The sequence below is a fragment of the Burkholderia sp. LK4 genome (genome assembly GCF_001043615.1).
GTDB classification, from domain to species: Bacteria; Pseudomonadota; Gammaproteobacteria; order Burkholderiales; family Burkholderiaceae; genus Burkholderia; species Burkholderia cepacia.
In genome coordinates this window covers 13,066-25,983 of record NZ_LDUL01000018.1, presented here as the reverse complement: position 1 = coordinate 25,983, position 12,918 = coordinate 13,066, and the positions used below count along the sequence as shown (strand labels likewise).

The following is a 12,918-nucleotide window of genomic DNA, read 5'->3' as shown; positions in this document are numbered from 1 at the left end:
TTTGCACTCGACGAGTGCGTGCGACGCATCCGTCATGCATGCGCCGCACGCAGCGCCGGCTGGCCGGTGCACAGCCCGCGCACGACACGCCGCAACCACTGGTGCGCGGGGTCGCTCTGGAAGCGCGGATGCCACGCCTGCGTGATCAGCACGGTTTCGAGCGGCACCGGCAGTTCGAACGTGCGCACGCCGAGCCCGGCCCGCACCGCGCCGCGCGCGAGATGCTCGGGCAGCGGCAGGATCAGGTCCGACGCCTGCAGCGCGAAGATCGCCGCATACGGCGTCGGCACGACGAGCACCACGTGGCGCGCGAGCCCGCGCGCGGCGAGCGCGTCGTCGATCGGCCCCGCCGACTTGCCGCGCCGCGACACGCCGATATGCGGCCAGCGCGCGAAGCGTTCGGGCGTGATGTCGTCGTCGAAGATCGGGTGGTCGTGGCGCGCGAGGCCGACGAAGGTCGTCGTGAACAGCGGCTGCACGCGAATCTCCGGCCCCAGGCGGCGCGACGCGCTGATGAAGAGGTCGATGCGGCCGCTGCGCAATGCGTCGTCGTCGATGTCGTCTTCCTCGGGCATGAAGCGCAGCATCGCGCGCGGCATCCCGCGCGCCATCTCCTCGAGCAGCCGGCTGCTGTGCAGGCCGACGAAGACGTCGTTCGCACGCACGTTGAACTGCTTGTCGAGCGTGCCGAGATCGATTTCCGCGGACGGCGCGAGCAACTGCGATGCGCGCTCCACGGTTTCGCGGACGACGCCGCGCAGTTCGAGCGCACGCGGCGTCGGCACCATCTTGCGGCCGGCCTGCACGAAGATCGGGTCGCCGACCGTTTCGCGGATGCGTGCGAGCGTGCGGCTCATCGCGGGCGGGCTGAGGTTCATGCGGCGTGCGGCGCCGACGACGCTGCCCTCTTCGAGCAGCGCATCGAGCGAAATCAGCAGGTTCAGGTCGGGTGCCATCGGCTTCTCCGTTTCATCGCGTGCATGCGGCGCAATGGTAGTGCGTGATGTGCGCGCGCAGCGTGACTGCAGCGCACGCAACGATTGCGTGCGGCATCACGCGTGACGCACGCATCGGTGGGGGGCGCGTGTTTTCTCGAGCGAACGGGCCTGGTGCGAACCCCGCGAACGAATGCTCGAAACAACGGAACGTGCGGCTGTCATCCGCCGCCGGCATCGGACGGCAGCGAGCGGACGGCGGCGAACGCGCCGTTCACGTACATCAGCGGGTTCACGTCGGCGGACATCGCGACGCGCGTGACCCGTCCGACCAGAATCGAATGCGAGCCGACCTCGACCTGTTCGAGCGTGTCGCAGAAGAACGACGTCTGCGCGTTCTCGAGGTAGGGCAGGCCCGTCGCCGCGTCGGTGCGCCATGCGTCGTGCGCGAAACGCGTATCGGAGCCCGTCGTGCTGCACGCGAGCGCGAGCGGCACGTGGCAGCTTCGCAGCGCGTTCACGCAGAAGCGCCGGCGGCCGGTGATCGACGCGTGAATGCTCGCGCGCCGGTTGATGCACACCAGCACGGTCGGCGGATCGAGCGCGACCGACGTGAACGAGCTGGCGGTCAGCGCGCACGGTGCGGCGGCGGCGCCGTCGCCGCCGGTCGTCACGATCGTGACGGTGGCGGCCACGCCGCGCATCGCCTGTTTCAGTTGCTGCGCAATGTCCACGGTGTTCGTCATGATGCGGTCCTGTCGCGAGGAGCCCCGGTACCGCGCGGGTCGCGCCGCGCGGCACCGGGGCGGGCGTCAAAGCTGGTACGCGTCGGCCCAGGTCCAGTGGTAGGACTTGAAGTCGGCGCGGCGCGACTTGAGCTCGGCGTCGCGCGCCTGCTGCTCGGGGCCGTCGGGCAGGTGGAATACGCCGCCGTTGCCGGCCGATGCAAGCTGGATCCGTGCGCTGCGGTCGATCCGCAGGCGCTGGTATTCGACCAGCGCGGCGCCGAGCGCGTCCTTCGACGCGAGCCCGGTCACGCACCGGCCGAGCACGACCGCGTCCTCGAGCGCCTGCGCGGCGCCTTGCGACTGGTACGGCAGCATCGGGTGGCACGCGTCGCCGAGCAGGCACACGCTGTCCCACACCCAGCGCGTGAGCGGCTGGCGGTCGTGCAGCGACCAGCGGCTCAGGTCCGACGCGCAGCGGATCAGCCCGACGAGGCGCGGATCCCAGCCGGCGAGCTCGGCCTCGAGCGTCGCGCGGTCGCCCTTGCTGCTCCACGATTCGCGCGTGCTGCCGTCGCCCGGCACGATCACGACGAGGTTCAGCAGCCGGCGGTCGCGCACCCAGTAATGGATCGCGTGCCGGCCGGGCCCGAGCCAGATCGTCACCTGCGGCTCCTTGACGATCTCGAACACGGGCGAGCGCGGGTCGATCGCATCGGCGTCGATCAGCGCGCGATACGCGTCGTCGCCGCTGTAGTGCGGCGCGTCGTCGCCGAGCAGCGCGTGGCGCAGCGTCGAATGAATGCCGTCGGCCGCGACGACGAGATCCGCGCGCCAGCGCGTGCCCGCCGCATCGACGAGCGTCGCGCCGCCCGGCCCGTATGCGTCGAGGCCGCGCACCGCGATGCCGCCGAGGACGGCGACCGGCGGGCCGGCCGTGTACGGGTCGCGCACGGCGTCGAGCAGCGCGGCATGCAGGTCGGCGCGATGCGCGTTCCAGTACGGCGCGTTGAACTCGGCTTCGACCGCGTCGCCGAGCGGGAAGGTGCCGAGCAGGCTGCCGTCCTGCCAGCGGCGGCGGATCGTCGCGATCGGGGCGACGGCGGCCAGCCGCTGCCGGTCGAGCACGCCGAGCGCACGCAGCGCGCGCGTCGCGTTCGGCACGACCTGCAGCCCGGCGCCGACTTCCCGAAACGCCCGGCTCTGTTCGAGGACGGTGACCCGATGGCCGGCGCGCCGCAGCGCGAGCGCGGCGGCGAGGCCGCCGATGCCGGCGCCGACGACGATCGTGTCGAGTGACAGGGACGGTGTCATGGGCGAGCCCGTGGTGGATCCGGAAGGAATCGGCATGGCGTCATAGTCCCGGCAGCACGTCGCGGGCGAACACCTCCAGGTTGTTGCTCATCAGTTCGTACGGCTGCGCGCCGTAGTCGATGTGCCACAGGATCGCGTCGAGGCCGAGGTCGGCCTCGAGCGCGCGAATGCGCTGGCGCACGGTGTCGGGCGTGCCGAGCACGGCGGTTGCGTCGAGGTCGGCCGTGTCCATGCCGCCCATCTTGTTCTTCATCGCTTCGTTGTAGCCCTGGTAGGCCGGCGACTGCACCTGCTCCCACGACTTCGCCGCTTCCGCGAAATTGCGCCAGTGATGGCGCAGGCGCGGCTCCGCGAGTGCCAGCGCATGCGCGTCCGACGTGCCGATCATCAGCGGGATGCTGATCGCGACCTGCGGCTTGCGGCCGGTGTGGCCGTGATGGCGCTCGAACGTGTCGCGATAGAGCGCCACCATCTCCTGCGTCTTCGCGAGCGCGGCCTTGCGCGGCGGCGCGGCCATCAGCAGGTTGAAGCCGCGTTCGCCGATCCACTCGAAGCTGGACGGCGTGAGCAGCGCCGCGACCCACACCGGCGGGCGCGGCTGCTGCGTCGGGCGCGGCAGCGATTGCGCGTCGCGGTAGCGGAAGAACGGGGTGTCCTCGCTGGCCGATTCCTCGGCGAGGAGCCGCACCGTCGCGTCGATCGTCTGCTGGAAGCGCGTCTTGCTCGAATCGAGATCGATGCCGAATGCGTCGAATTCGTACGGCAGGAAGGCGCGCGCGAAGCCCAGCTCGAGCCGCCCGTTCGAGATCGCGTCGAGCTGCGCGGCTTCGGCCGCGAGCTGGATCGGATGATGGAACGACGCCTGGATGCCGCCCGTCATCAGGCGGATCGACTTCGTCTGCGCGGCCACGGCCGCGAGGAACATCAGCGGCGACGGGCTGTAGCCGCCGTACGGCTTCAGGTAGTGCTCGGTCATCTTCACGTACGTGTAGCCGAGCCGCTCGGACAGCGCGCTGAGCTTCAACGCCTGGGCGTAATAGTCGGCCGCCGGGCGGTCGGCCGGGCCGGTATCGGGCAGGAAGGACACGCCGAACTTCATAGACACCTCACAGGTTGATGTGCTGCCGTTGTCTGCAAAGGGGAAGCGATGCCGCGACGAAGGCGTCCCCCGGTCGGGAAACAGGATCGCTCGCAAGGCACTTGCAAGGATGATCCAATCATAGGATGATTGGGTCTATGCAAGTCTTACACGTCGCAAGATTTGCTGCAAGCGTTGCTCGGTTGTCGCTCCAGTTCCGCCCGCAAACGGGCACCCCGGGGGCAGGCTGAAGTCGAACGGGCCGGCCTTTCCATTTCTGGCGAGGAATCACGGATGAACGCTCTTCTATCGGTTTCTGGCAAGGCGCTCAGGATGCGGCGGGTGGTGCGTGCCGCGTCGGGCAAGTGTCTGATGGTGCCGCTCGATCATTCGCTCGCGGACGGGCCGATCGCCCATCCGCAGCAGTTGCGGCAACTGGTTGGCGACATCGCCGCGCACGGCGGCGACGCGATCGTCGTGCATCGGGGCCGCGCGCGCTTCCTGGCGCCCGACGTGCTGAGCGATCTCGCGCTCGTCGTGCACCTGAACGGTTGCACGCGCTACGCGGAGGACGCGAACGCGAAGACGCTGTTCGCGAGCGTCGAAGACGCGCTGGCGAGCGGCGCGGACGCGGTCAGCGTGCACGTGAATCTCGGCTCTAAAACGGAATCCCAGCAGCTGCTCGACCTGAGCCGCATCGCGACCGAATGCGCACGCTGGTCGCTGCCGCTGCTCGCGATGATCTATCCGCGCGGCCCCGGCCTCGGCGATCGTCCGCAGGCCGAACTGATCGCGCATGCGGCGAACGTCGCGGCGGATCTCGGCGCCGACATCGTCAAGCTGCCGTACAGCGGCGACGCCGCGAGCATGGCCGACATCATCGCCGGTTCGTCGCTGCCGGTGCTGGTCGCGGGCGGCGCGAAGCTGCCCGAAGACGAGTTCGTCGCGTTCACGTCGCGGGTGATGAACGCGGGCGCGCTCGGCATCGCGGCCGGCCGCAACGTGTTCGCCGCGCCGAAGGCCGCCCCGCTGATCCGCCGCCTGTCGGACGCGGTGCACGGCGTCGAGCGGCGCGCCGCGCACCTGGCCGCCTGATTCGCTGCGCCGGGCCGTCGTACCCGGTCTTTTTCGACCATCGAGGGTTTCCATGCATCGCTATCCGTGGATCGACCTGCGCGCGCTCGGCGCGCAGGCAGGCGCCGTCGCGGCCGACGCGGCGAGGGCCGGCGCGCGCCGCGTCGTGGTGGCCGAGGCCGGTCGCGAACCGTGCGCGGCCGGCGCGGCGGCGCTATTGACCGTTTCGACGGCGGGCGTCGCGACGCTGGTCGACGATGCGCATGCGCCGCTCGCGGGCGTTCGCGTGAGGATCGACGGCGCGGCCGATTTCGATGCCGCGCGCGCCGCGATCGCGCGGCACGCGCTCGTCCTGCTCGACTACGCGCTCGCGACCACGATGCCGCTCGAGCGCCTGCTCGAGGGTGTCCGCGACACCGCGTGCCGCATCGTCGTGTCGCTCGCCGATCCGCACGGCGCGGCCTATCTCGCGCGCAAGCATGCGCAGTCGCCGGTCGACATCGCGTTCGCACCGCGCGATGCGGCCGCGTTGCGCGGCGTGCTGGCCGCGTGCGGCGAACTGCGCTCGCGCGAGCCGCTGAAGCTGAAGACATTCGAGGTGCAGCGCGTCGAGCCGCTCGGCGTCGGGCTGCATGCGGTGATCGACGGCTGTTCGCAGCTCGACGGCGAAGAATGCGTGCTGGCCGGCGCGAGCGCGACCAGCATGCTGCTCGTCGTCGCGGCCGGCGCCGCGCACCCGCCCGGCCGGCCGCTCATGTTCGGCATCGACGCCGGCTCGGCCGAATCGTTCGTGTTCTGCGGCGGCGACCGCGCGCGCCAGCTTTCGCTGCTGCGTTCGGGCGAGCGGATCCTGACGGTCGGCGCGGCGGGCGACACGCGCGCGATCGTGGTCGGCCGCGTGCGGATCGAATCCGCGCCGCTCGTCGCGTTGCACACGCGCAGCGCATCCGGCGCGAGCACGCGTGTCGTGCTGCGCGGCGACCGCGCGGTGCGGTTCCGGACCGACGGCGGCACGGCCGTCGGGCTCGCCGATGTCGCGCCCGGCGTCCGGCTGGCCGGCTACGAGCCGGGCGCCGGCTGGGTGGATTGCCGGATGCGGGCCGCCGCGTCGCGTTCGGCCGTATCAGTCAGCCGCTAGTTTCACCCTGTCATTCAACCTGCTTTATCCCCTTCGAAGGAGATTGGCCTTGAAGAAGCTTTCCTGGATTGACCTGCGCAACATCGGCGAGCTCGCGGACGAGATCACCGAGGAAGCGCTGCATGTCGGCGTGTCCGCATTCGTCGTGAAGGATGCGGAGCAGGCCGGGCGGCTGCCGCCGAGCGCGTGCAAGGTCGCGGTCGTCGATCGGCAGCCGGCCGATGCCGCGCTGCTCGAGCAGGTGCAGATCGTCCTCGTGAAGGACGGACTGCCGGTCGATTTCGCGGTGCCGGACGGCGTCGAGCTCGGCGTGTTCATCGAAGTGACGGGCGAGGCGACGCTCACGCGCGCGTGCGAGCTGTCGGTGTCCACGCCGTGGCTGCTCGTCGAATTCCTGCAGGACCCGAGCAAGATCCCGCTCGAGATCCTGCTGGCGGCCGCCGATCGCGCGGCGGGCGAGCTGATCACCGTCGTCGCCGACCTGGAGGATGCCGAAGTGACGCTGAACGTGCTGCAGCGCGGCCCCGAAGGCGTGTTGCTCACGCCGACGCAGGTCGGGCAGGCCACGCAGCTCGTGTCGATCTGCAGCGACACGGTCGAGGATCTGCAGCTCGAGGAAATCGAGATCGTCGGGCTCACGCACCTGGGGCCGGGCGAGCGCGTCTGCGTCGACACCTGCTCGCGCTTCGAGCAGGACGAGGGCATCCTCGTGGGTTCGTATTCGACCGGCATGATCCTGATCAGCAGCGAGACGCACCCGCTGCCGTACATGCCGACGCGCCCGTTCCGCGTGAACGCGGCCGCGCTCCATTCGTATGTCGTCGCGCCGGACAACCGCACCCGCTACCTCGCCGAGCTCGAATCGGGCGCGGAGATCCTGGCCGTCAACGTGCAGGGCAAGGCACGCCGCGTCGTGGTCGGGCGCGCGAAGGTCGAGACGCGGCCGCTGCTGCTGATCGAGGCGAAGAATGCCGCGAATCGCGCGATCAACATCATTGCGCAGGACGACTGGCACGTGCGCGTGCTCGGGCCGAAAGGCAGCGTGCACAACATCACGGAGCTCAAGCGCGGCGACCGCATCCTCGGCTATACGCTCGATGCGCAGCGCCATGTCGGCTACCCGATTCGGGAATTCCTGCACGAGCAGTGATCCGCCTGCTTCGTTGACGATGCGATCGCCCGGTGCATCACGTGCCGGCGCGGTCGAACCCTGCTCAGGAGTGCTTTATGGAAAATGCGGCAAAACAGGTGCTGGATACGCTGTTCGGGCGGTGGCGCAGCCGGATCCTGTATGCGGGCACGCGGCTCGGCGTGTTCGATGCGGTCACCACGGATGCCCCGGTTTCGTCGGCCGCGCTCGCGGCGACGCTCGACGTCGACGAACCGCTGCTGTACCGGCTGCTGCGTGCGCTCGCCGCGCTCGGGCTGCTCGACGAAGACCCGCGGCGCGGCTTCCGGGCCACCGCGTCGGGGGCGCTGCTGCACGCGGACGCCGCGAGTACGTTGCGCGATTTCGTGCTGCTGCAGGAGGGCCCCGAGCACTACGCGATCTGGGCGCATCTGCCCGACATGGTGCGCGAGGGGCAGCAGAACGGCTTCGTCCGCGAGTTCGGCGCGATGGCGTTCGACTATGCAAAGGATAACGAACGTTATCGAAGCGATTTCAAGCGCGCGATGTCGAGCTTCTCGACCGTGCAGTCGGAGCAGGTCGTCGATGCGCTGCGCGACGTCACGTTCGCGCCGGGCACGCATGCGTGCGACATCGGCGGCGGCCAGGGGCACATGCTGTGCAGCCTGCTGCGGCGGTTCGGCGCGCTGACCGGTGTCGTGTTCGACCTGCCGGAGGTGATCGACGGCGACGCGGACGACTGGGCGCAGCGGATGGGCGTCAGCGCGCGCTGCAACAAGGCGGGCGGCAACATGTTCGACGCGGTGCCGGCCGCCGACGTCTACCTGCTGAAGCTGATCCTGCACGACTGGAACGACGACGAATGCGTGGCAATCCTCAGGCGGGCACGCGAAAGCGCCCGTGACGGCGCGCGCGTGTTCGTGATCGAGCGGGTCGTGCCGGCGCCGGGCGTCGCGCATTTCTCGAAGCTTTACGACATCCACATGATGTGCTGGGGCAGCGGCCGCGAGCGCACGCGGGACGAATACGACGCGCTGCTCGCCGCCGCCGGCTGGCGGCCCGTGGGGCTCCGCTCCGCGCCGGACGGGCAGATCGACGTGATCGAGGCCGTCGCCGCGTAGCGCGTACGGGGCAAACCGGGCGCACCGGACGTGCGTGCCCGTCAGGCGGCGGGCGCCTCGCGCGTCTCGAGCCAGGTCATCTGCGGCTTGAGGATCGCGAGCGTCGCGCGCACCGCCTTGTTCTCGTCGCGCTGTTCGATCGCGTCGAGCACCGCCTGGTGCGCCCGCATGTCCGGCTCGGGGATCTCGGCCTCGTCGAGTTCGACGAGGATGTCTTCCACGTTCGCGAGGATCGAGCCCGAGAAGTAGCGATACAGCGCTTCGAGCGCGTGATTGTGCGAGGCGGCGGCCACGGCGATGTGAAACGCGCGGTCGCGCTCGACGAACTTCTTCACGTCGCGCGACGCTTCGCGCTCGCCGCGCGCCTTCAGCAGCTTGCGCAACGTCACGAGATCCTCGTCGGTGCGCCGGCGCGCCGCGTAGCGCGCGCATTCCGTTTCGAGCATGCATTGCAGTTCGAGATGGTCGCTGCGCGCGGCACGATCGACGTTGCGCATCGTTTCGGCCGGATCGACGTTGCGGCGCACATAGGTGCCGTCGCCCTGGCGCACTTCGAGCACGCCGGAATACGCGAGCGTGCGAACTGCCTCGCGCACCGTGTTGCGCCCGACTTCGAGCTGCTTCGCGAGATCGAGCTCGGTCGGAATGCGCTGGCCGACGCGCCAGATGCCGGAAGTGATGTTGGATTTGAGGATCTCGATCGCAGAATCGACGAGCGAGTGTCGGGTGGCCGGGGGCAGGCTTGACATTAAGTGTGTCGCTTGAAACTTGAGGGTGTCGCTATCCTATCATCCGATCATTCATTTGGTCGTTCAGGATAACGATATTCAAACGTGACATTTTGTTAACGTCAGACGAATAAACCTGCGGCCGATCGATGCATGCCGCACATTCGTCGATTGCGTCCACCGGCATTTACCCGCGTCGCGCCGGCGTAAATGATTCGCATTCGCTGTTCAGTCAAGGTCGCCGTTGCAAGAGCGGCCCGTCTCCGTACCCAAGGGCGCGACGTATCCGCCGACGCCCGTCTCCGCTTTCCGGATAACCCGACATGAATCGATCACACATCGGCCGCGATGCGCGGCCTGGATTTCCGTTGCCGTGCGCGGCGTTGCGGCGCGTGCCGGGCTGGGCGGCAGTACTGGCCTGCGCGGCAACGATGCCGATCGCCGCTTCGGCTGCCGCGCAAGATGCGCCGGACGCGGGCGAGCCCGCGGATGCGCCGCTGCTCGCGCCGATCGTCGTCGACGGGCGGCGCGAGACGGGCGTCGGCCCCGTGAACGGCATCGCGGCCGACGTGTCGCGCGCGGGCACCAAGACCGACACGGCGATCGTCGAGGTGCCGCAGGGCCTGTCGGTCGTCACGCGCGAGCAGATGGACCGGCAGGACGTGCACAGCGTCGGCGACAGCCTGCGCTACACGCCGGGCACGTACGCGGACTCGCGCCCCGGCGGCGTGCTCGAGAGCGTGTTCCTGCGCGGCTTCGGCGGGTTCGCGGCGGCGGCGATCAATCCGCAGATGCTCGACGGCCTGCCGCTGCCGAAAGGCGTGAACTGGGCCGCGAGTGTCGTCGATCCGTGGACGCTCGAACGCATCGACGTCTTGCGCGGCCCGGCGTCGGTGCTGTACGGGCAGGCGAGCCCCGGCGGCATCGTCGACATGGTCAGCAAGCGGCCGACGCGCGACGCGCAGCACCTGCTCGCCGTGCAGACCGGTAACCGCGATCGCGGGCAGCTTGCGTTCGATTTCAGCGGGCCCGCGACGCAGGACGGCACGTGGCGCTACCGGATCGACGGCCTCGCGCGCCGCGCGGACGAGCAGATCGATTATTCGCGGCAGCAGCGGATCGTCGTCGCGCCGTCGCTGACGTGGCAGCCGAACGCCAATACGAGTTTCACGCTGCTGGGTTCGTTCCAGCGCGATCCGCACAACAACTTCGCGGGCTGGCTGCCGGCCCTCGGCACGCTGTGGCCCGACGCGGGCCGGCGGATACCGACGCGCTTCTATCCGGGGCTGCCCGGCTTCGACACGTACGACCGCACGCAGGCGATGATCGGCTACACGTTCGAGCATCGTTTCGACTCGACGTGGAAAGTCCGGCAGAACGTGCGCTATACGCATCTCGACGTCGACTTTGCGGGCGCGGCCGTCAATTTCGTCGCGCCCTACCTGGCGCCGGGCGTGCTGAACCGTTCGCTGTCGTGGTCGCGCGAGCATGTGAACCATCTCGCGCTCGACAACCAGGCGGAGATGCGCGTGATGACGGGGCCGGTCGAGCATACGGTGCTGGCCGGGCTGTCGTACGAGCATGCGGTGGCGAACCTCGTCGGGTCGGGGTTCGGCGCGGCGCCGCCGCTCGATACGCGTGCGCCCGACTACGGGCAGCCGTTCGCGGCGCCGCCGATCGGGCAGCAGACGCGCCAGACACCCGACCGGATCGGCGTCTACCTGCAGGACCAGGTGCGCTGGGATCGCTGGGTCTTCACGCTCGGCGGGCGCGAGGAATGGTCGCGCACGACGACCGACGACCTGCTGCGCTCCGCGAGCGTGCGGCAGAGCACGCGTGCGTTCACCGGGCGCGCGGGGGCTGTTTATCTGTTCGACAGCGGCTTCGCGCCGTACCTGAGCTATTCGACGTCGTTCGAGCCGGCGCTCGGCACGCGCTTCGACGGCCAGCCGTTCTCGCCGACGAAGGCGAAGCAGTTCGAGGTCGGGCTGCGCTACCAGTCGCCCGACCGGTTGCAGAACGCGTCGATCGCCGCGTTCGACATTCGCCAGCGCAATGTGCTGACCGCCGATCCCGAGCATCCGTTCTTCAACGTGCAGACGGGCGAGGTGCGCTCGCGCGGGATCGAGCTGGAAGGGCGTTCGCGCATCTGGAAGCAACTGGACGTGATCGCCGCGTACACGTATCTCGACACGACGGTGCAGGCCGATACGGACGCGGCCGTCGTCGGCAAGCGCGTGGCGGCGGTGCCGCGCCATCTGGCGTCGCTGTGGCTCGACTATGCGGTCGACCGGCCGGGCCTGCGCGGGCTGAGGGTGGGCGGCGGCATGCGCTATGTCGGGCGCAGCGCGGGCGACAACGTCAATACGTTCGACGTGCCGGCCGTCGTGCTCTTCGATCTCGGGCTGTCGTACGACCTGGGTGTCGAGCGGCCGGCGTGGAAGGGGTGGCGCGTCGCGGCGCACGTGAACAACCTGTTCGACCGCACTTATGTGTCGTCGTGTTTTTCGGCGGGAGGGTGCTTCTACGGCACGCGGCTGACGGTGACGGGGGATGTCAGTTACCGGTGGTGACGGGGCGGGTGACGATCAGGATGCCGGTGCGGGCTGTACGCATGCGGCCGGCCCGGTTGCGGCGCCGCACGGATACACTGTCGCCTTCGCGGTACGCATCGCCACAGCCTCGCCCGTCATCCCTGGATTCGTGGAGAGATTGCCCATGAGCATCGTCGTTCGTCGAAACCGGATCGCCATCCCCCTGTGCCGGGTGCTGATCCCGGGCGTGTTGATCGCTTCCGTCGCCGGCTGCGCGGCGACGGCGGTCGAAGACACCGCCATTGCCCCCGATCTGCATGAAACCGTCGTCAAGGTGCCGGTCGACGAAGGCGGGCACACACGCGACATCGTCGCCACGACCTACATGCCGGACGGCCCCGGGCCCTTTCCGCTGATCGTGCTGAGCCACGGCAGCCCGCCCGAGCCGCGCGACCGGCCGAAGGTGGGACGCTACCGCGCGTTGCCGCAGATCCGGACGTTCGTGCAGCACGGTTTCGCGGTGATCGTGCCGATCCGCCGCGGGTACGGTGCGACGGGCGGTGTCGACGAAGAGGATGCAGGGTCGTGCCGGCATCCCGATTACCTCGCTGCCGGCCAGCAGGCCGCGCGCGATGTGCTCGCGGCCGTGCGCTATGCGCAGACCTTGCCGCAGGTGGATCGAAGCCGCGTCGTGCTGGTCGGGCAATCGGCGGGCGGCTTCGCGTCGCTGGCGGCGGCAAGCTACGCGCCGCAGGGCGTGGTCGCGGTGGTGAACTTCTCGGGCGGGCGTGGGGGCAATCCGACGACGCATCCGGGCATGCCGTGCGATCCGCGGCAGATGGCCGACACGATCGGGCATTTCGCGAGCACGACGCGCGTGCCGGTGCTCTGGCATTACGTGCAGAACGACAAGTATTTCGCACCGGAAGTCGTGGCGACGTGGTTTGCCGCGTTTCAGGCGGCCGGCGGGCACGGGCAGATGATCGTCGAGCCGCCGTTCGGCAAGAACGGGCACGGGATGTTCGCGGTCAAGGACGCGATCCCGATCTGGTTGCCGCATTTTGAGGCGTTTGTCGAGCCGCTTGTCGCGATGAAGTAGGGGGGATTGGTTTGGGGCGGGGGGATGGCCGTTGGCGACCCAC

11 protein-coding genes are annotated in these 12,918 nt (G+C 69.5%); 6 read left to right on the top strand and 5 right to left on the bottom strand.

Translation table 11 applies throughout. The features are described from left to right. Nucleotides 1-32: 32 nt before the first annotated feature. The 4 genes from VK92_RS09980 to VK92_RS09965 all read right to left on the bottom strand — a co-directional run bounded on the left by VK92_RS09980 (nucleotide 33) and on the right by VK92_RS09965 (nucleotide 4,061). Nucleotides 33-956 (bottom strand): LysR family transcriptional regulator, encoded by a 924-nt coding sequence (locus VK92_RS09980; RefSeq protein ID WP_048028682.1) that lies wholly within the window; start codon nucleotides 954-956, stop codon nucleotides 33-35. 200 nt (nucleotides 957-1,156) lie between these two features. Then, nucleotides 1,157-1,681 carry a flavin reductase family protein gene (locus tag VK92_RS09975; RefSeq protein ID WP_048028684.1) on the bottom strand — a complete coding sequence of 175 codons (525 nt, stop codon included), beginning with the start codon at nucleotides 1,679-1,681 and terminating at the stop codon, nucleotides 1,157-1,159. A 66-nt stretch (nucleotides 1,682-1,747) separates the two neighbouring features. After that, nucleotides 1,748-2,974 (bottom strand): FAD-dependent monooxygenase, encoded by a 1,227-nt coding sequence (locus VK92_RS09970; RefSeq protein ID WP_048028686.1) that lies wholly within the window; start codon nucleotides 2,972-2,974, stop codon nucleotides 1,748-1,750. A 40-nt stretch (nucleotides 2,975-3,014) separates the two neighbouring features. Then, a complete protein-coding gene (locus VK92_RS09965) occupies nucleotides 3,015-4,061 on the bottom strand; it encodes an LLM class flavin-dependent oxidoreductase (protein WP_230942759.1) in 1,047 nt (348 codons plus the stop codon). Nucleotides 4,062-4,346: 285 nt separating this feature from the next. Between VK92_RS09965 and VK92_RS09960 the strand changes: the two genes are divergently transcribed. The 4 genes from VK92_RS09960 to VK92_RS09945 all read left to right on the top strand — a co-directional run bounded on the left by VK92_RS09960 (nucleotide 4,347) and on the right by VK92_RS09945 (nucleotide 8,514). Further along, nucleotides 4,347-5,147, top strand: a complete 801-nt coding sequence (locus VK92_RS09960; protein ID WP_021164281.1) for a 2-amino-3,7-dideoxy-D-threo-hept-6-ulosonate synthase — start codon at nucleotides 4,347-4,349, stop codon at nucleotides 5,145-5,147. A gap of 52 nt (nucleotides 5,148-5,199) precedes the next feature. Then, a complete protein-coding gene (locus VK92_RS09955) occupies nucleotides 5,200-6,264 on the top strand; it encodes a 3-dehydroquinate synthase II family protein (protein WP_048028689.1) in 1,065 nt (354 codons plus the stop codon). A gap of 49 nt (nucleotides 6,265-6,313) precedes the next feature. Next, nucleotides 6,314-7,414: a 3-dehydroquinate synthase II family protein gene (locus VK92_RS09950; protein WP_021164176.1), complete on the top strand. Its 1,101-nt coding sequence runs from the start codon at nucleotides 6,314-6,316 to the stop codon at nucleotides 7,412-7,414. Nucleotides 7,415-7,491: 77 nt separating this feature from the next. Next, on the top strand, nucleotides 7,492-8,514 hold the full coding sequence (locus VK92_RS09945; RefSeq protein ID WP_048028691.1) for a methyltransferase: 1,023 nt from the start codon (nucleotides 7,492-7,494) through the stop codon (nucleotides 8,512-8,514). 41 nt (nucleotides 8,515-8,555) lie between these two features. Here the strand turns inward: VK92_RS09945 and VK92_RS09940 are convergent, their stop codons facing one another. Next, nucleotides 8,556-9,263, bottom strand: a complete 708-nt coding sequence (locus VK92_RS09940) for a FadR/GntR family transcriptional regulator (protein WP_021164174.1) — start codon at nucleotides 9,261-9,263, stop codon at nucleotides 8,556-8,558. A 302-nt stretch (nucleotides 9,264-9,565) separates the two neighbouring features. Here VK92_RS09940 and VK92_RS09935 point away from each other — a divergent pair, with 302 nt between their 5' ends. Further along, on the top strand, nucleotides 9,566-11,815 hold the full coding sequence (locus tag VK92_RS09935) for a TonB-dependent siderophore receptor (RefSeq protein ID WP_231616433.1): 2,250 nt from the start codon (nucleotides 9,566-9,568) through the stop codon (nucleotides 11,813-11,815). Between the two features lie 145 nt (nucleotides 11,816-11,960). Next, entirely contained in the window at nucleotides 11,961-12,875 is a 915-nt protein-coding gene (locus VK92_RS09930; protein ID WP_053077897.1) for an alpha/beta hydrolase family protein, read from the top strand. Nucleotides 12,876-12,918: the final 43 nt, after the last annotated feature.